This is a genomic window from Brevundimonas sp. (assembly GCF_036659295.1).
GTDB lineage: Bacteria > Pseudomonadota > Alphaproteobacteria > Caulobacterales > Caulobacteraceae > Brevundimonas.
In genome coordinates, this window is sequence record NZ_JAVXCU010000001.1 from 14554 (window position 1) to 32347 (window position 17794).

Genomic DNA, 17794 nt, shown 5'->3' on the forward strand with positions numbered 1-17794 from the left:
TCGCGGTGCCTCGCACCGTGACGGAGGGGGCCTCTTACGCCAAATAGCCCCCACCACCACTTCGTGGTCCCCCTCCCCCTCAAGCAGGGGAGGAGAGTAGCTTTCCAGCCTATCTAACGTAAGGTTTCCAAACTGGACGGACGGTTTGGGAGGTTACTTGCGTGCCACAAATTCAACAGGACCTTCATACAGGTCTGGGGCAGATAGAGTTTGAACTCGATCAGGACGAGTATGCCGCAATCGGACGCGTGATGGTTCAATGGGCGTATTTAGAACAAGGCATTTATGAAATGTCGGTTGGAGTTGCCGATGCATTCGGCATTGAAACGCCCAAAAATGCACGCCACAAATCTTTTAGTAAAAGAGCTCGAACGCTTCGAGACCTAGTCAGATCCTATCTTGATGACCGTTTAAAAGAGCGTTTTGAAAGGCTCTTAGATACAGCGGCACTTTTAGCTGACCAGCGTAATCAAGTTGCTCATGGTACTTGGGAATGGGACCTAAACGATCCTGACCTTCTCACTGCCAGTTGCCTTCGTCCTTCAGCGGAGTTTGAGAAAAACTACCGTTGCGATCAGATACACGAACTCGCTGATAAAATCGGGCGATTAAGCTTCGACTTTCAATATGAAGGAGGTTGGGAAGAAGCTTTCATTGACACGATTACAAACGGGAACCCTGAGGCTAAAAATATTTCATACTGTTCAGTACTGCGCCATCATGTCCGTCTAAAGCGTCAGCAGACACCATAAAAAAAGCCGCCGGGGTTTCCCTCGGCGGCTTTTCTGTAGTCGGGCTGATGCGGCCTTAGATGACGTGTTCGACACCGTCGCGGATGCGTTTCAGGTCTGGTGCCAGAGCTTCTTCGGTCAGCATGGCGATGGCTTCTTCGATCGTGACGATCGTTTGGGCTTGGCTGCCAAAGCGGCGGATGGCGACCTTGCCTTCTTCGGCTTCCTTGCGGCCGACGACGGCGATGACCGGCACCTTGTTCACCGAGTGCTCGCGGATCTTGTAGTTGATCTTCTCGTTGCGCAGGTCGATCTCGGTGCGCAGGCCAGCGGCCTTGAACTTGGCGAGAACTTCCTCGGCATAGCCATCAGCGTCAGACGTGATGGTGGTCACCACAGCCTGCGTCGGGGCCAGCCACAGCGGGAAGGCACCGGCGTAGTTTTCGATCATGATGCCGATGAAGCGCTCGAACGAACCAAGGATCGCACGGTGCAGCATGACCGGACGGTGCTTTTGGCCATCTTCGGCGATGTAGGTCGCATCAAGGCGTTCCGGCAGAACATAGTCCAGCTGGATGGTGCCACAGGTCCATTCACGGCCGATGGCGTCCTTGACGATGAAGTCCAGCTTCGGCGCATAGAAAGCACCGTCGCCTTCGGTCACGACCGGTTCGGTGCCGGCGGCGCGGGCGGCCTCAAGCATTTGAGCCTCGGCCTTGTCCCAGAACTCTTCGGTGCCGGCACGGGTCTCGGGGCGGGTGCCCAAGCTGATGTATTTGGTTTCCATGCCAAGGTCGGCATGGACCGAATAGGCCAGCTTGATGAACTCTGCGGTTTCTTCGACGATCTGGTCTTCGCGGCAGAAGATGTGGGCGTCGTCTTGAGTAAAGCCGCGCACGCGCATCAGGCCGTGCAGCGAGCCGGACGGCTCATAGCGGTGGCAGGCACCGAACTCGGCCATGCGCAGCGGCAGTTCGCGGTACGAACGCTGGCCCTGATCGAAGATCTGCACGTGGCCCGGGCAGTTCATCGGCTTCAGCGACAGGGTTTCACCCTCGACCGTTTCGCACACGAACATGTTGGCGCGGTACTTGTCCCAGTGGCCCGAGGCTTCCCAGAATTTGCGGTCCAGAACCTGTGGCGTTTTCACTTCGACATAGTTTGCGGCGTCCAGACGACGGCGCATATAGGCCTCCAGCACGCGCCAAAGCACCCAGCCCTTGGGGTGCCAGAAGACCATGCCGCGGCCCTCTTCCTGCATGTGGAAGAGCTCCATCGCCTTGCCCAGCTTGCGGTGATCGCGCTTCTCGGCTTCTTCGATGCGCAGCAGATAGGCGTCCAAGTCTTCCTTGGTCGCCCATGCGGTGCCGTAGATGCGTTGCAACTGGGCCTTGTTCGAATCCCCGCGCCAATAGGCACCGGCCAGCTTGGTCAGCTTGAAGGCCTTGCCCACGAACTTGGTCGTCGGGAAGTGCGGACCGCGGCACAGATCGGCCCACTCGCCCTGTTTATAGACGGTGATGGTTTCCGACTCTGGCAGGTCGCGGATCAGCTCGGCCTTATAGGTTTCGCCGATGTTCTCGAAATGCGCGATGGCTTCGTCGCGGTTCCAGACCACACGTTCCAGCTTGGCACCACGATCAATGATCTCGGCCATCTTCTTTTCGATCTTCGGAAAGTCGTCGGTCGAGAAAGGCTCGTCGCGGGCGAAGTCGTAATAGAAGCCGTCTTCGATCGACGGGCCGATGGTGACTTGCGTGCCGGGGAACAGTTCCTGAACGGCCTGTGCCAGCACGTGGGCAGCGTCGTGGCGGATGGTTTCCAGCGCTTCGGCATCGTCGCGCATCAGCAAGCGGAAATCGCCGTCGCCCTCGATGACACGGTGCAGGTCGCGCTGCTCGCCGTTGTAAACGACAAGCGCGGCTTTTTTGGCCAGCGACGGGGAAATGGCAGAGGCGACGTCAAAGCCCGTCGAACCGGCTGGATACTGGCGGACGGCGCCGTCTGGGAAGGTCAGATTGATCATGGTTTGGTCTTAACTGGTGGGACGGGGTCGTAACCCGACCCGCCGAATGGATGGCATTTACAGAGACGGCGTACAGTCAGCCACCCCCCGCGAACCGGACCGTGCTGGATCAGCGCGTCGCGTCCATAGTCCGAACAGGTCGGCAGGAAGCGGCACTGCTGGCCGATCAGGGGTGACAGCGTGACCTTATAGCCCCGATGGGCTGCGCGGACGCTGCGTTCATAGAGAGACATGTGTCCCTTCGCCGGGGGCTGATGAGGATGGTTGCTGGCCTTATCCCCCGTCTAGGCAGGGGTTTCAACCGCGCATGACCTCACGCCGCACCGGCGATGCGAGTTCGTGTATTAGTGTGGTGTTTGGCCATCGCTTGGCGGACGGCTTCCAGCAGGGCTTCGATAGCCACCATCGAGGATGCATGGCGGGCCGGATAGTCCGCAACCTGTTTGAGGATACGCAGACCCTCAAAGCGGTTGTCGGGGCCATTGCCGCCCGATTTCAACATGGCCAGCATAGCATCGCGGGCGGCTTCGATCTCGGCAAACGTGCTGCCGATGGCCGCTTCGCCGACTACGCCGGCTCCGGCCTGACCCAAGGCGCAGGCCTTGACGTCCTGTGCGAAGTCTTTGACGCGGGCCTGATCATCAAGGGTGACATCGACGATAGCGCGCGAGCCGCACAGCTTGGCGATCTTTTCACCCGTACCTTCGGGCGCAGACAGGCGTCCTGCACGCGGCAGGTTGGCCGCAAGCGACAGGATACGGGCGCTGTAAAGGTCGTCGATCACGAAAAGACAGATAGGCCTTTGGAGCCAGAAATTAAAGCCGTTACCGCCTTAGCGGTTTAGCGAATCCCAACTGCGGGCAGTGGAGGGCAAGGGTGCGGCGGCCGCGGAGGCTTGCGAACCTTGCGGGGCGCTTTGTGCTTCTTGAGTGCGCTGGGCCAGCCATGCCAGATTTTGGTCCACCAGTTCGGGCGGCAGGTCACGGCGCAGGATGGCTTCGGCTTCGGGCGTCTTGCCTTGCAGACCCAAAGCCAGAGCCAGATTTTGACGCACCTGCAATGTGGCCCCCGGTTGGGCGGCGGCACGGCGCAGCAAGCCTTCGGCCTCGGCCATATTGCCTGCCCCCATACGCGCCATGGCAATATTGGTCAGGACTTCGGGCTGTTCCGGCGACAGGGCCAGCGCCGAGTGCCATGCGGAATTGGCATCGTCAAAACGGCGCACCTGCTGATAGGCCACACCCAGAAGCGATAGCGGGCGCCAGTCGCGCGGCTGGGTATCGCGGGCACGTTCCAGCGCGGCAATGCCATAAAAAGCCTGACCGCGCGCAATATGGGCGCGACCGATTTCCAGCATGGCCGCTGTATTTTGCGGCTGGACCGTCAGCACACTCTCGGCGGTTTCAGCGGCGCGGTCATACTGGCCCATTTCGCGCAGGGCCTGCGCCATCTTTACACCGGCCACAGGGTCCATCGGATTGATGGTGTTTTCCTGTCCCCAGAAGATCGAGCGGCTGAGCGCATCTGTGCGCTCATAGGCAGCGCGGATGGCGGCATCGGCGGGCAGGCGCGGCGCAGGGGCCTCGGCTGCGGGCGCATTTTGAGCATAGGCCACAGAAGTGAGAGGTGCCGTCAAAACCAGACTTAAGGTTGCAGCAAGACAGAGTGTGCGCGACATGATGGGTTCCGGAACCTTCTGGCGTTCAAGGTGCGACCCTCAGGGTGCGGCCATGGGCGCTAAAGTCTAGTTAATGCCCGTTAAGGGCGTGAAAGAGATGCCCATGACCTATGCACGCCATTCCAACCTTGTATCCGCATCGGATCAGGCGCGTCCGATCTGGAAGGTCGAGGGCGATGCTGCCCTGCCGCAAGCTCACGCGGCATGGGCCAAGTCCAATGGCTTCAAGGGCAAGGCGGGCCAGCTTCTGGTGGTGCCGGATGCGCATGGTGAAGTGGCGGGGGCCTATCTGGGCACGGGCAAGGTGTTTGATCCGGTAAGCCTGCGCAGCCTTGCGGCGCGTCTGCCGCAAGGCGACTGGAAACTGGTCGGCACCGCCTCCGATACCGAGGCAGAACTGGCGGCAGTGGCCTTTGGTCTGGGCGGCTATGTGTTTGACCGCTACAAACCGTCTAAGGAAAAACCGCAGGCCCGTCTGGTGGTCGATGACAGCGTCGATCTGGAGGCGGTGCATCGCATCGTGGCCGCCTGCGCCCTGACCCGCGAAATGGTGGATACGCCCGCTCAGGACATGGGGCCGTTGCAACTGGAAACCATCGGCCGTGAAATCGCCGAGGAAAACGGGGCCAGCTTTAGCGTCATTACGGGCGATGATTTGCTTGAGCAGAACTATCCGGCGGTACATGCCGTGGGCCGTGCGGCGACGCCCGCCCGTGCGCCGCGCGTGATCGAGATCGGCTGGAACCTTGATAAAACCGACTGGCCGCTGGTGGCGTTGGTTGGCAAGGGCGTGGTGTTCGACACCGGCGGGCTGGACCTCAAGGGCGCGGCCGGTATGCGCAATATGAAAAAGGACATGGGCGGGGCGGCCCATGCCCTGTCGCTGGGCCGTCTGGTGATGCAGGCGGGCCTGAAGCTGCGTCTGGTTGTGTTGGTGGCGGCGGTTGAAAATGCGGTCTCCGGCGATGCCTTCCGTCCGGGTGACATCTTGTCTACCCGCAAGGGGCTGACCATCGAGATCGGCAATACCGATGCCGAGGGCCGTCTGATCCTGTCCGACATCCTGACCCGCGCCGGCGAGCTTGAACCCGATCTGACGGTGGATTTTGCCACCCTGACGGGCGCGGCGCGTATTGCCTTGGGGCCGGAACTGCCGCCGCTCTACACCACAGATGATGACTTGGCGCAGGGCGTTGCCGCCTCGGCCAAGGCGGTGTCCGACCCTCTGTGGCGCATGCCTTTGTGGGACGGTTATGGTGCTGCGCTGGACAGCGAGATTGCCGATGTCCGCAATGACAGCGCCGCATGGGCACAGGCCGGATCGGTCACAGCCGCGTTGTTCTTGCAAAAATTCGCACCGCAGAGCGGATCATGGGCGCATATGGATGTGTTCGCTTGGAACCCGCGCAATCGTCCGGGCTATGCCGAGGGCGGCGAGGCCCAAACCCTGCGGGCCTGGTTCCATTATCTGCAACAGAGTTTTGCAAATCGCGCGGCGCGTTAACATCCGATTTGTTTTCGGCGCTTAGAAAGGCAGCTCACCTGTGTGAGCTGCATCAGAGTTTCGTTTGTCCGATCTCCAGTCCCTTTTGCCACCTGGCCCACCCCTGATCCTTCGGGACGGGGCGCGGACGGTACTGGCCGAACAGGCTCTTGAGGGACTGGTCCGTGCCGAAGCCTATCGGCGCACGACCGCGATGCACTGCTCCAGTGCGGTTGCCGATATATTTGCCGATGACGGTGAACGGATCGACCAGCTTCTGCACGGCGAGATTTTCGATGTGCTGGACCATCGGGGCGAGCGTGTCTTCGGGCGGGCCCGCCGTGACGGTATTGTCGGCTGGATGGCGGTTGAACATCTGAGCAAGGGTGCGCCTCTGGCCACGCGGCGTGTGGCCTCGGTCTCGGCCAAGTTGCCGCTCAATGCGCTGGTGGTCGAAACGGTCGAAGGCCTTGCCGATCAGGACCTGCAACCGGTCGGTGATTTCGAGCGCGAACCCGTGGCTGTGGCCGAGCGTCTGCTGGGCCGCCCCCATGCTCTTGGCGCGCGCTCGTCCGTTGAAACCGATTGTTCGGGTCTGGTGCAACAGGCGCTTCTGGCCTGCGGCTTGCCCGGCCCGCGCCGTGCGCATGCCCAAGCCGATCTAGGTCGTGCCGTCAGCCGTGAAGAGGCCGTGCGGGGCGATCTGGTCATCTGGAAATCCACGACGACCGGCACTTCATGGACGGGCCATTCGGCCATTATGGTGGATGCCGATCAGGTCATCCATGCGACAGGCATCCATGGCGGCGTCGTGATCGAGGCCCTGTCCGAAGTCGAGGCGCGTCTGGTGGCCGAAGGTTTCAGCAGCGCGGTCTTCCGCCGCCTCTAGGCTTTTTACATCTTTATAGCAGGCACAAAAAAGGCGACCCGAAGGTCGCCTTTCTCATATCTGTTTGGGCAACTTAAGCGGCAGGAGCCGCTTCCGTGGCAGGGGCAGCCTCGGCGGCGGCACCTTCGGCCGGAGCCGCAGCAGCATCACCCTCGGCCGGAGCCGCTTCACCTTCAGCCGGAGCCGCAGCGCCCGGTTGACGTGCGGGGTCCGGAGCCGGAACAGCAAATCCAGCCGAACCTTCCGAACGCAGATAAGCGATCAGGTTGATACGGGTCTGCTCGTCACGGATGCCGGCGAACGACATCTTGGTGCCCGGTACATAACGGCCCGGAGCGGTCAGGAACTTGTCCAGCTCGTCATAGCCCCATGTCGGTGCCTCGGCCTTGTGCTTGGCCATGGCGTCCGAATAGGCAAAGCCTGCAGCGTGCATGACCGGACCGCCTACAACACCGTGCAGGTTCGGGCCGGTGCCCGTTGCGCCACCGGCATTGACGGTGTGGCAGGCAACGCAGCGGGCAAAGGCCGCTTGGCCTGCCGCGACGTCAGCCGTCGGCAATACAGTACCCCAGTCGATCGGCAGCACGACTTCGGCTGCACCCGCAGCCTCATCCGGCGCATCGACAAAATAGCCCATCTTTTCCGGCGCTTTGGTGTGATACACCGCGCTCGAAACCTGCTGGACCACCAGGATCGCGAAGGCCGTGCCAAGGCACGCGCCCATAATCTTGTTCCACTTCAGATCGCCGCTCATACGCGTCGTCACATCCCGTATTTAGATGAGGCCCCCCGCCCGCATTGCGGCGTTCAGGCGTTTTCCCTACTTTGGCGTCTCTGACACGCTAGCGCAGCCTTATCAACCTGTCCGACGACATTGTCGGACCAATCTGGACTTCTTTTTGTCGATGACACCGCTGATTTTGATCCCCGCGCGATTGGCTGCAACCCGTCTGCCGGACAAGCCTCTGGCGGATATCGGGGGCAAACCGATGATTGTTCGCGCATGGGAAGCGGCGAGCAAATCGGGTTTCCGCGTGGCTGTGGCTGCCGGTGATCAAGAAATTGTTGATGTTATTCAATCGGTAGGCGGCGAGGCTGTGCTGACCGATCCGGACCTGCCCAGTGGTTCGGACCGTATTCGTGTGGCCGCGGACCTGCTGGATGCCGAAGGTCGCCACGATGTGATTATCAATGTGCAGGGCGATATGCCGTTCGCTTCGCCTGACCTTGCAAAAATATGTGGGGCATTGCTGGCAAAAGAATCATCTTGCGACATCGCCACCCTCGTTGCGCCCGAAACCGATGCCAGCGAGCGGTCCAATCCCGATGTGGTCAAGGCGGTTCTGGCGCTGGACGAGACGGGCCGCGCGGGCCGCGCTCTCTATTTCACCCGCTCGCATCTATATGGGGATGGGCCGGTCTGGCACCATGTCGGCATTTACGGTTATCGCCGCGATGCGCTGAACCGCTTCTGCGCCGCCCCGCCATCGCCGCTGGAAAAGCGCGAAAAGCTGGAACAGCTCAGGGCGCTGGAAATGGGCATGCAGATCTGGGCCGGTGTGATCGACGAAGCCCCGGTGTCGGTCGACAATGACGAGGATCTGGAGGCCGCCCGCACCTATGCGGCCTCGCTCTGACGGCTAGAGCCTATTCATAGGCCCATGTGCGGATCAACTGATGGGCAATGGCATAGGGCGGCGGGGCCTTGTAGCTGGCATGGGTGCCTGACAGCACGGCCTGTGCCTCCTTACGGGTCAACCAGATAACAGCTTCCAGTTCGGTCTGGTCGGGGGTGGCATTGTCGTCGGCCACCTCGGCGATCAGACCGATCATCAACTGGGCCGGAAACGGCCAGGGCTGGCTGGAATGGTAATGCACGTCCACGACGCGCAGACCGGCTTCTTCCTTGACCTCGCGGGCGCAGGCTTCCTCGATGGATTCGCCCGGCTCCATAAATCCGGCCAGTGCCGAGTGGCGACCGGCTTCCCAATGGGCCTGACGTCCCAGAAGGCAGCGCGGCTCGTCACCGCCATTAAACACCGGCAGCATAATGGTGACAGGATCGACGCGCGGGAAATGCTCGGTCTGGCAACTTGGGCAAACCCGCTTCCAGCCTCCCGAGGCCTGTTCCGAGGCATGGCCGCAGGCGGCACAGAAACCGTGGCGACGACGCCAGTCGAACAGACCCTTGGTTTCGCCCGCCATGGAGGCTTCGGAGCCGTTGAGGATAACCGCCGCCTCGCGCAGTTCGACAAAGCGCCCCATGCCCTGACACGGACCGTGGGTCGGGTCGATCGAACCTTCGAACTCGACGGCAAAGACGGGCGCTTCTTTCCACAAACCCAAAAACAGATCGCGGTCGCGCACCATATCCAGTGCGTGTTTGAGCGACAGCCAGACCAACTGCTCGCCATCGCCCGCAGGTTCGACCAGCGGACGACCTTCCCACACAACCATGGCGATGGCTTCGGGGTGATCGCGCTGGGCACCCAGCCACGCGCTGTCGTTACGCAGATCGCCTGCGCGGTCGAGGGGATTACCGGAAAAGACGTTTTGCAGAACCATGTCCGACTACATAGTCCCAACCGATGATAACGGGAATGCTTCATCCCCCTCTTGATTTGCGCGCCGTCAGGCGGCATATCCCGTCTCGGAGATCGCGGGCGAAGGCTTCGCCAATCTGGTCAGGGCCGGAAGGCAGCAGCCACAACGAATTCACCTTCGGGTCGCGGTCTCCACCCTTGCTCATCCAAAAGCGGTCCGGCGTCCTGTTTTCAGGGCGCTTTTTTGTTATCCGAAGCGGGCTGACGGCTCTGTTACCGAGCTTTGCTTTTTTAACGGGAACTGACCGACCCCGCCAACCGCTTGTGTGGTTCTGACTTCAACCGGATGGGATGTGAAACATGAGTATTCTCGGCAAGATTTTCGGCGGTATCTTTAAAAAGAAGGAAGAGGCGGCACCGGCTGCAACAGCAGCACCGGCTCCGACTGCTGCCCCTGCGGCCACCCCCGCTGCCGCGCCTGTGGCTGTGGTGTCCATTCAGGATGTGGACGTGGCGGGCATCCTTGATTTTATGAACGAGCAGCGCAGCCAGAAACTCAACTGGCGCACCTCCATTGTTGACCTGATGAAGCTGGCGGGCATGGAAAGCTCGCTGTCCGAACGCAAGGAACTGGCCGACGAGCTGGGCTATACGGGCGATAAATCCGACAGTGCCACCATGAATATCTGGCTGCACAAACAGGTTATCCAGAAAATCCGCGACAATGGCGGCCAGATGCCGACCGACCTGTAAAACTTCTCTGGTCTAAATGCGCGAAGGGGGCTGCGAAAATCGCCGCCTTCGCGCTAAGACTGGAAGTATGAGCGACAACGATCACAATCTGGATGGCCCCCCGTGGGACGTAGACACTCCCGAAGTGGAGGTTGAAGAGCGTGATCCTAATACCGACGACATGTTTGGCGCGCCGCCCGCTGCGGCACCTGCGCCAGAAGCTGTAAAGCCAGAGCCTGTAAAGACTGCGCCCAAGCCGGTGGTTGAGGATGCTCCCGCCGTCGAGGGCGAGGCCTATACGGTGCTGGCGCGCAAATACCGCCCGCGCACCTTCGAGGACCTGATCGGTCAGGAGGCCATGGTCCGCACCCTGACCAATGCTTTTGCGACGGGCCGTATTGCCCACGCCTTTATGCTGACGGGCGTGCGCGGGGTGGGTAAGACCACGACGGCCCGCCTTCTGGCCCGCGCGCTCAATAACGAAACCGACATTATCGACCGTCCGTCTCTGGAATTGTCGGCCCATGGTCGCCACGACAAGTCGATCATGTCCGGCCAGCATATGGACGTGATCGAGATGGACGCCGCCTCGCATACGGGCGTGGGCGACATCCGCGAACTGATCGAAAGCGTGCGCTATGCGCCGGTCGAGGCCCGCTACAAGGTCTATGTGCTGGACGAGGTGCATATGCTCTCGACCGCAGCCTTCAACGCGCTGCTGAAGACGCTGGAAGAGCCGCCGCCCCACGCCAAATTCATTTTTGCGACGACCGAAATCCGCAAGGTGCCGGTGACCATCCTGTCGCGCTGCCAGCGTTTTGACCTGCGCCGCGTAGAGCCGGACATCTTGTCAGGGCACCTTGGCCGCGTCGCCGAGCGCGAAGGCATGAAGATCGAGCAGGAAGCTCTGGCCCTGATCTCGCGCGCCGCCGAAGGCTCGGTGCGCGATGGCCTGTCCCTGCTGGATCAGGCTCTGGTTCAGGCCGAAAGCGGCCAGATCGTCGAGACGACGACGGTGCGCGACATGCTGGGCCTTGCCGACCGCACCCAGACGATTGCCCTGTTTGAGAGCATCATGGCGGGCCGCACTGCCGAGGCGCTGGAAAACTTCAGAACCCTTTACGGCTATGGGGCTGATCCGGTTCAGGTCACCAATGACCTGCTGGAGCATTGCCATGCGGCGTCTGTCTCCAAGATGCTGGGGCCAAATGCCACGCGTCTGCCCAATGATCAGGCGCAAAAAATTGCTGCCCTCGGTGCGGCTATTTCTGCAGGCACTCTGTCGCGCACCTGGTCGATGCTGCTGAAGGCACTGGACGAGGTGCGCCGTGCGCCCAATCCGGCCGATGCGGTGGAAATGGCGATTGTGCGCCTAGCCTATGCTGCGGACCTGCCTTCACCCGAAGATGCGCTGAAAACCATCCAGAACGGTGGCGTACCGGGCGGTGGTTCGGGTGGCTCTGGCGGTGGACCGCGCGGCGGTGGAGGAGGCGGTGCCTCGGCCATGCTGGCGGCCCAGCCTGTGGCGGCTCCCAAGACCCCCAATCCGCAGACCTTCGAGCAGGTCGTGGCCCTGATCGGCGAAAAGCGGGAGATCACCCTGCAAATGGACGTGGAGCGTTTCGTGCGCCCCGTCAGTTTCAAGCCGGGGGCCATTACCTATGAGCCGGTCGAGGGGGCTCCCTTTGACATGGCACGCCGTCTGGCCTCGCGCCTGAAGGAATGGACGGGCCGTACATGGCTGATCGCGGCCAATGGTCAGGGTGGCGGCGAGACCCTGATCGAAAAGGAAAAGAAGGCCAGGGCGGCCCAAAAAGAAGCGGTCAATAGCGACCCCTTCATTGTCGCCCTGATGCAGGCCTTCCCCGGTGCCGAGATCAAGGACATCCGCATCCTTGCCCCAGCCCTGCAAACGCCGGTCATTCCCGATGATGGCGAGACCGCCGAAGACGACGACTGATACAAAAAAGGCCGCCCCATTCGGAGCGGCCTTTTCATTTCAGTTAGGCTGCGATCAAACGATCTGCGCAGCCTTTTCAAAGCTCAGGCGCGGAGAGCGCGCGAACAGGTTCTCGTCGGTGCCGTAGCCGAGGTTGATGATCATGTTCACCTCGATATCGCCCTCGGGGAAGAATTCTTTCTTCACCGCATCGAAGTCGAAGCCGGTCATCGGGCCGACATCCAGACCCAGGGCGCGGGCGGCGCTGATCAGGTAACCGGCTTGCAGGGTCGAGTTCTTGTGCGCGTTTTCACGACGGCCTTCGCGGGTCGGGAACCAGTCTTTTGCACCCGGCGCGTGCGGGAACAGCTCGCTCAGGGTCTCGTGGAAATCGACGTCAAAGCCGACGATCACAGCCACCGGAGCCTGACGGGTCTTGCCCTGATTGCCTTCGCTCAGCAGCGGGATCAGGCGATCCTTGCCCGCTTCGGAGGTCACGAATACAAAGCGTGCCGGCGAGGCATTGGCACCGGTCGGACCAAACTTGGTCAGGTCGTACAACTTGCGCAGGGTTTCTTCCGAAACCGGACGGTCGCTCCACGCATTGCGGGTGCGCGCTTCGGTGAACAGTTGGGCCAGAGCCTGATCGGCGAGAGGCTGGCTACGGTCGTGAGCGGTGTCAAAAGCCATGTTGGCCTCCACTAATTAGAACAGTTGTTGTTGCAGATAGCATTCCTGACGTCCTGCGCAAGGGGGCAATGCGATTTATTTTGCGCTGCACCCTTAAGGCAGGGACTGGAGCCGTGATGCGGAACACCCTATCTATAGGGGTATGAAAGACCTCAACGCACTGATGCAACAGGCTCAGGCCATGCAGCAAAAGCTGCAAGAAGCCCAAGCCAAAATGGCCGAATCCACCGCTGAAGGCACTTCGGGTGGTGGTTTGGTGACGGTATCCCTGAGGGGAGCCGGCGAGATCACGGGCGTCAAAATCGACGACAGCCTGATGGCTCCGGGCGAGGGTGAAATCCTGTCCGACCTGATCGTGGCCGCCCATGCCGATGCCAAGCGCAAGCTGGACGAAGTCAATAACGCCCTGATGCGCGACGCCGCAGGTCCGATGGCCGGAATGAATATTCCGGGCATGCCGAAGCTGTTTTAATGGCGGCGTCTGCCGGACCGGAAATCGAGCGCCTCATCTCCCTGCTGGCCAAGCTGCCGGGGATGGGGCCGCGTTCGGCGAGGCGTGCGGCGCTGGCGCTGTTGAAACGCCGCGAGCAATTGCTGGTGCCGCTGGCGGCTTCGCTGGCTGAAACGGCTGAAAAGGTTTCCAACTGCTCGGTCTGTGCCGCCCCTGATACGCGCAACCCTTGCGCCATCTGTTCGGACACCAGCCGCGACAACGCCCTGATCTGCGTGGTCGAGGAGGCCGGTGCCCTGTGGGCGATGGAACGCTCGGGCGCATTTCGCGGCAAGTATCATGTGCTGGGCGGCTTGCTGTCGGCACTGGATGGGGTCGGGCCTGAACAGATACGTGTTGGCGAACTGATTGGGCGCGCCAAGGCAGGCGAGGCCAAAGAGGTGGTGCTGGCTCTGCCCGCTACGGTCGATGGTCAGACCACAGCCCACTATCTGGCTGAAAAACTGGCCAGTGCCGGTGTCGAGGTGACATCCCTCGCGCGCGGCGTTCCGGTGGGCGGCGAACTGGATTGGCTGGATGACGGCACGATTATTCAAGCCTTGCGTGCACGTCGTCCGGCCTGACGACAAGATTTAAAGCGTCCGCTTCTGACGTAGGGGCAGGCCATATGGCCGAACGGGATATGAGGTCGGTCTGATATGGTTGAGATTCTTCTGTTTGTTGCGGTGGCGCTCGGCGCTATCTCGAGCGTGCTGGGCTTTTTGGCCTTTAGCGCAGCCAAGCGGGCCGAGGTCGCCGCCGGATCGGATGATCTGGGTGATCTGGTCGAGGCTGCGATCCGGCGCGAAATCGCCCTGATGCGGCAGGAGGCCGACGCCAAGGCCTCGACCCAGCGTCAGGAACTGAACCAGAGCCTGTCGGCCAATGCGGGGGCGGTGAACCTGCAATTGTCATCCTTGACCACCAGTCTGGATACTCGTCTGACCGGCTTTGCCGAGTTACAGCAAAAAATCGGCACCGATCTGGCCGATGGCCAGCACAAGCGCCTGACCGAAACCAATCAGGGCCTCGCCAAGCTGATTGAAACCTTGCAGCTCCAGCAAAAGGAAGGCCGCGAGGCCATGGCGGCGGAACTGGAAAAAGTCCGCACCACGGTGGCGCAAAACCTCGAGACCCTGCGCAAGCACAACGAGGAAAAACTGGAGCAGATGCGCGCGACCGTGGACGAGAAACTGCAATCCACATTGAACGAGCGCCTCGGCGAAAGCTTCAAGCAGGTTTCGGATCGTCTGGAGGCCGTCCACAAGGGGCTTGGCGAAATGCAGACGCTGGCCTCGGGCGTGGGCGATCTGAAACGGGTCCTGACCAATGTGAAAACACGCGGCGGCTGGGGCGAAATGCAACTGGGCGCGATCCTCGAGGATATTCTGGCCCCCGAGCAATATGCCGAAAACGTGCAGATCGATCCGACCTCGAGCCAGCGCGTGGAGTTTGCTCTGGTCATGCCGGGTAAGGGCGAGGGCGATCAGGTGCTGCTGCCGATCGATGCCAAATTCCCGCACGAGGATTATGACCGCCTGCTGACGGCACAGGAAGCCGGTGACGTGGCTCTGATGGAACAGGCGGGCAAGCAACTGGAACGTGCGGTCCGCGCACAGGCCAAGATCATTTCCGACAGCTATATTCGCGCACCCTTCTCGACCGAGGTGGCGATCATGTATCTGCCGACCGAAGGACTCTATGCCGAGGTCGCGCGTCGTCCGGGCCTGATCCGCGATATCCAGAACAAGCATCGCGTCATGGTGGCGGGGCCGTCCAACCTTGCCGCCTTCCTCAACAGCTTCCAGATGGGCTTCCGCGCGCTGGCGATCCAGAAACACTCCGGCGAGGTCTGGAAGGTTCTGGCGGCAGCCAAGCAGGAATTCGGCAAATATGCCGGCCATTGGGAAAAGCTGGGCGAGCAGCTTGATCGGGCGCGTAATACCGTCACTCAGGCCGGAACCCGCACCCGCCAACTGGAGCGCAGCCTCAGCAAGGTGGGCACCCTTGAGGGGCATATCGAGCCTCCGGTGATGGAAGTGCCGACGCTCCCCTATGCTGCCGAAGAATAAGGTCTGACGGACATAACCAATTATCGACAAGCGTGCTTGACATCGCTCCGGGCGACTTGTAAAGCTTACTTGTCAATTTTTGGAGCGCCCGATGTCGGCACGCAAAACCACCAAGCCGGTTAAACCGGTAGGCTATATCATTGCCCTCTTTATCATCGGCATGTTGTGCGGCGCAGGCTTTGCCTTTGTGGAAGATGCCAGTCTGCTGGGCGGCATGTCCTCGCGCACAGGCCTATTGATCGCCCTTGTTCTGGCAGCGCTGCTGGGAACGGCCAGCGTCTGGCTGGGCGGGCGCTGGATGAAGAGCATCGACGAAGCCGCGCAGGAAGCCCACAAATGGTCGTGGTACTGGGGCGGTTCGATCGGCATGGCCGTGGGCATGGTGCTGATCCTGATGGCCATGCTGCCGCTGTCGTCCAATATCCGTCTCGAAAGCTGGTTCGATGGCCGCACCGATCCGGCGGCCTATATGGCCACGGGTGCGGTCGCCATCGTCGGGTTGATGATGGTCGGCTACTTGCTGGCCTGGGCTCTGTGGTGGTTCCAGCGTCGATGATCGGATCTTGCCATGAATAACCGCCTCAAGGTTCTGCGCGCCGAGCGCGACTGGTCACAGGCCCATCTGGCACAGGAACTGGGCGTCTCGCGCCAGACTGTGAACGCACTGGAAACGGGTAAATACGACCCGTCCTTGCCTCTGGCCTTTAAAATCGCCCGTCTGTTTGAACTCAGTATCGAACAGATTTTTATCGACGGTACGGTCTGACCGTTTCTCGCCTCTGATGACTGGAAGCTCCATGATGAAATCCCTGCGCCAGATAATGGCCTCGGCTGCGTTGGTATCGACCCTGTTTGCGGCTCCGATGGCGGTGGCCCAAACCGCTGCCCCTGCGGCCATTCCTCAGGCGCAAGGCCAAGGTCCGGCCATGTGGGTGATCCGCGATGCGGACAGCACCCTTTACCTGTTCGGTAGCTTCCACTTCCTGCGCCCCGATACCCAATGGGGTCAGCCGCATGTGGACGCCGCCTTCGCCTCTGCCGATGACATCTGGTTCGAGGCCACCGATGTCGATGATGCGGCGCAGGCCATGCAACTGATGCAGACCTATGGTCTGTCGCCAGAGCGCCCGCTCAGCAGCGTGCTGACCGCCGAAGACATCGCCGCGCTCAATGCGGCAGTTGCCCCGATGGGCGCGACGGCGGCGGCGTTTGATCCGATGCGCCCGTGGCTGGTCAGCCTGCAACTGGCGGTCGTGCAACTGACTGCGGCAGGGTTCGATCCGAACTCGGGCGTGGACAAGGTGATGCTGGCGCGTGCCGCTGCCGCCGGTAAACCGGCCAAGGGGCTAGAGAGCATGGCCGAACAAATCCGCCTCTTCTCGGGTATTTCCGAGCAAGGGCAGGTCGAAATGCTGCGGAGCACCCTGAAAGATCTGGACAAGGGACCGGCCGAGGTCGAGGCGCTTTTGGCAGCGTGGTCCACGGGCAATACCGATTTCATGGGTCATGAAATGATCGACGAAATGAAGACCCAGCAGCCCGAAGCCTATGAGGTGCTGTTCACCCGTCGCAATGCCAACTGGACCCGCCAGATCAAAACCATCCTCGACGGTTCGGGCACGACCTTCATTGTCGTCGGTGCCGGACACCTTGTCGGTCAGGACAGCGTCCAGTCCATGCTGGCCGCCGAAGGCATCACCGCCGAGCGCGTCACGCACTAAACACCGGATAAGTCCAAAAATCCAAGGCCCGACCCCGCGTCGGGCCTTTTCTTTGACCAAACCGCTGCTATGTTCTCACACCTTCGGGCGGGTATAGTTCAGAGGTAGAACGTCAGCTTCCCAAGCTGAATGTCGCGAGTTCGATTCTCGCTACCCGCTCCAATTTCCTTCATAGTCTGCGACGAGATGGCACGCATATTTCTGCGGTCTTGCGCGTTGTTGTGTTGGCGCGACGGTTCGGTATGGCGGACTTCAACAGGAGTGTCCGGATGAAAAAATCGGTTTATATTCTGGCATCGGTGGCCCTGTTGGGGCTGGCCGCATGCGGTCAGGAAGCGGCCAAGCCGGTCGAGCAGCCCAGCGCGCCCGCGCAAACGGCCCCCGAGGCTTTGCCCGCGCTCGAGACGGCAAATGCACAGCAGTTCGTGCCCGAAGGTGGCTCGCTGGTGCCGCTGGAACTCGATTCGGCCGGAAACATCACCGTAACCGGCACCGTGACCGGCTATGTCGCGCCCGTATATGCGGTGGCTGTGGCGCAGGGGCAGACCCTGAGCGTGGATTTCAAAACCGACAGCACGAATCTGTATGTGAACATCAGTGACGCTGCCGACCATAGCGGTGCGGCCCTGCATCGCGGCGAAGTAGAGGGTGCAAAAGCCACGCTGACGGCCCCGCGCAACATGACATTCGTCATCATACCGTATCAGCCCAGAGCCACGGCCCGCCGCAACGAAACCGGCGATTTCAGCCTGACTGTAAGCCGCAGCTAACCCGCGTTCTGCGGGGCGGTTACAGGATTT

General features: G+C 61.1%; 20 protein-coding genes, 1 tRNA gene and 1 other RNA gene. 15 read left to right on the forward strand and 7 right to left on the reverse strand.

Annotated elements, in window-relative coordinates:
• Positions 1-161 precede the first annotated feature (161 nt).
• The gene (locus RSB01_RS00060) at positions 162-752 is read left to right on the forward strand and encodes a hypothetical protein (protein ID WP_332589733.1); all 591 of its coding nucleotides are present in this window, start codon (positions 162-164) and stop codon (positions 750-752) included.
• A gap of 55 nt (positions 753-807) precedes the next feature.
• Here the strand turns inward: RSB01_RS00060 and thrS are convergent, their stop codons facing one another.
• The 4 genes from thrS to RSB01_RS00080 all read right to left on the reverse strand — a co-directional run bounded on the left by thrS (position 808) and on the right by RSB01_RS00080 (position 4435).
• Positions 808-2757: a threonine--tRNA ligase gene (gene thrS, locus RSB01_RS00065; protein ID WP_332589732.1), complete on the reverse strand. Its 1950-nt coding sequence runs from the start codon at positions 2755-2757 to the stop codon at positions 808-810.
• Complete coding sequence (yidD, locus tag RSB01_RS00070; RefSeq protein ID WP_332589731.1) at positions 2754-2990, reverse strand: membrane protein insertion efficiency factor YidD; 237 nt, start codon at positions 2988-2990, stop codon at positions 2754-2756. Before yidD ends, thrS begins: the two co-directional genes overlap by 4 nt.
• Positions 2991-3070: 80 nt before the next feature.
• Positions 3071-3541 carry an iron-sulfur cluster assembly scaffold protein gene (locus RSB01_RS00075; RefSeq protein ID WP_332589730.1) on the reverse strand — a complete coding sequence of 157 codons (471 nt, stop codon included), beginning with the start codon at positions 3539-3541 and terminating at the stop codon, positions 3071-3073.
• Positions 3542-3589: 48 nt separating this feature from the next.
• Positions 3590-4435 carry a tetratricopeptide repeat protein gene (locus tag RSB01_RS00080; RefSeq protein ID WP_332589729.1) on the reverse strand — a complete coding sequence of 282 codons (846 nt, stop codon included), beginning with the start codon at positions 4433-4435 and terminating at the stop codon, positions 3590-3592.
• Positions 4436-4538: 103 nt separating this feature from the next.
• Between RSB01_RS00080 and RSB01_RS00085 the strand changes: the two genes are divergently transcribed.
• Complete coding sequence (locus RSB01_RS00085; protein ID WP_332589728.1) at positions 4539-5939, forward strand: leucyl aminopeptidase family protein; 1401 nt, start codon at positions 4539-4541, stop codon at positions 5937-5939.
• Positions 5940-6003: 64 nt separating this feature from the next.
• The gene (locus RSB01_RS00090; RefSeq protein ID WP_332589727.1) at positions 6004-6807 is read left to right on the forward strand and encodes an NlpC/P60 family protein; all 804 of its coding nucleotides are present in this window, start codon (positions 6004-6006) and stop codon (positions 6805-6807) included.
• A 73-nt stretch (positions 6808-6880) separates the two neighbouring features.
• Here the strand turns inward: RSB01_RS00090 and RSB01_RS00095 are convergent, their stop codons facing one another.
• On the reverse strand, positions 6881-7561 hold the full coding sequence (locus tag RSB01_RS00095) for a cytochrome c family protein (RefSeq protein WP_332589726.1): 681 nt from the start codon (positions 7559-7561) through the stop codon (positions 6881-6883).
• Positions 7562-7712: 151 nt separating this feature from the next.
• On the opposite strand from RSB01_RS00095, the gene RSB01_RS00100 reads away from it, so the two are divergent.
• Positions 7713-8444 (forward strand): 3-deoxy-manno-octulosonate cytidylyltransferase, encoded by a 732-nt coding sequence (locus RSB01_RS00100; protein WP_332589725.1) that lies wholly within the window; start codon positions 7713-7715, stop codon positions 8442-8444.
• Positions 8445-8454: 10 nt separating this feature from the next.
• Here RSB01_RS00100 and nudC read toward each other — a convergent pair whose 3' ends face one another.
• Complete coding sequence (nudC, locus tag RSB01_RS00105) at positions 8455-9372, reverse strand: NAD(+) diphosphatase (protein ID WP_332589724.1); 918 nt, start codon at positions 9370-9372, stop codon at positions 8455-8457.
• Positions 9373-9456: 84 nt separating this feature from the next.
• On the opposite strand from nudC, the gene ffs reads away from it, so the two are divergent.
• From ffs to RSB01_RS00120, 3 genes are all read left to right on the forward strand, one after another.
• Positions 9457-9550: signal recognition particle sRNA small type (gene ffs, locus RSB01_RS00110), an RNA gene on the forward strand.
• A gap of 160 nt (positions 9551-9710) precedes the next feature.
• Entirely contained in the window at positions 9711-10103 is a 393-nt protein-coding gene (locus RSB01_RS00115) for a DUF3597 domain-containing protein (RefSeq protein ID WP_332589723.1), read from the forward strand.
• Between the two features lie 67 nt (positions 10104-10170).
• Positions 10171-12042: a DNA polymerase III subunit gamma/tau gene (locus RSB01_RS00120; protein ID WP_332589722.1), complete on the forward strand. Its 1872-nt coding sequence runs from the start codon at positions 10171-10173 to the stop codon at positions 12040-12042.
• Positions 12043-12096: 54 nt separating this feature from the next.
• Here the strand turns inward: RSB01_RS00120 and RSB01_RS00125 are convergent, their stop codons facing one another.
• Complete coding sequence (locus tag RSB01_RS00125) at positions 12097-12711, reverse strand: malonic semialdehyde reductase (RefSeq protein ID WP_332589721.1); 615 nt, start codon at positions 12709-12711, stop codon at positions 12097-12099.
• A gap of 142 nt (positions 12712-12853) precedes the next feature.
• Here RSB01_RS00125 and RSB01_RS00130 point away from each other — a divergent pair, with 142 nt between their 5' ends.
• From RSB01_RS00130 to RSB01_RS00165, 8 genes are all read left to right on the forward strand, one after another.
• On the forward strand, positions 12854-13183 hold the full coding sequence (locus RSB01_RS00130) for a YbaB/EbfC family nucleoid-associated protein (RefSeq protein ID WP_332589720.1): 330 nt from the start codon (positions 12854-12856) through the stop codon (positions 13181-13183).
• Entirely contained in the window at positions 13183-13785 is a 603-nt protein-coding gene (gene recR, locus RSB01_RS00135) for a recombination mediator RecR (protein ID WP_332589719.1), read from the forward strand. Before RSB01_RS00130 ends, recR begins: the two co-directional genes overlap by 1 nt.
• A 75-nt stretch (positions 13786-13860) precedes the next feature.
• The gene (gene rmuC, locus RSB01_RS00140) at positions 13861-15273 is read left to right on the forward strand and encodes a DNA recombination protein RmuC (RefSeq protein WP_332589718.1); all 1413 of its coding nucleotides are present in this window, start codon (positions 13861-13863) and stop codon (positions 15271-15273) included.
• A 91-nt stretch (positions 15274-15364) separates the two neighbouring features.
• On the forward strand, positions 15365-15829 hold the full coding sequence (locus RSB01_RS00145) for a hypothetical protein (protein ID WP_332589717.1): 465 nt from the start codon (positions 15365-15367) through the stop codon (positions 15827-15829).
• A gap of 12 nt (positions 15830-15841) precedes the next feature.
• Positions 15842-16039, forward strand: a complete 198-nt coding sequence (locus RSB01_RS00150) for a helix-turn-helix transcriptional regulator (RefSeq protein ID WP_332589716.1) — start codon at positions 15842-15844, stop codon at positions 16037-16039.
• Positions 16040-16070: 31 nt separating this feature from the next.
• Positions 16071-16994, forward strand: coding sequence for a TraB/GumN family protein (locus tag RSB01_RS00155; RefSeq protein ID WP_332589715.1), 924 nt, complete (start codon positions 16071-16073; stop codon positions 16992-16994).
• Between the two features lie 87 nt (positions 16995-17081).
• A tRNA-Gly gene (locus tag RSB01_RS00160) sits at positions 17082-17156 on the forward strand.
• Positions 17157-17263: 107 nt separating this feature from the next.
• Positions 17264-17764 (forward strand): hypothetical protein, encoded by a 501-nt coding sequence (locus RSB01_RS00165; RefSeq protein WP_332589714.1) that lies wholly within the window; start codon positions 17264-17266, stop codon positions 17762-17764.
• Positions 17765-17794: the final 30 nt, after the last annotated feature.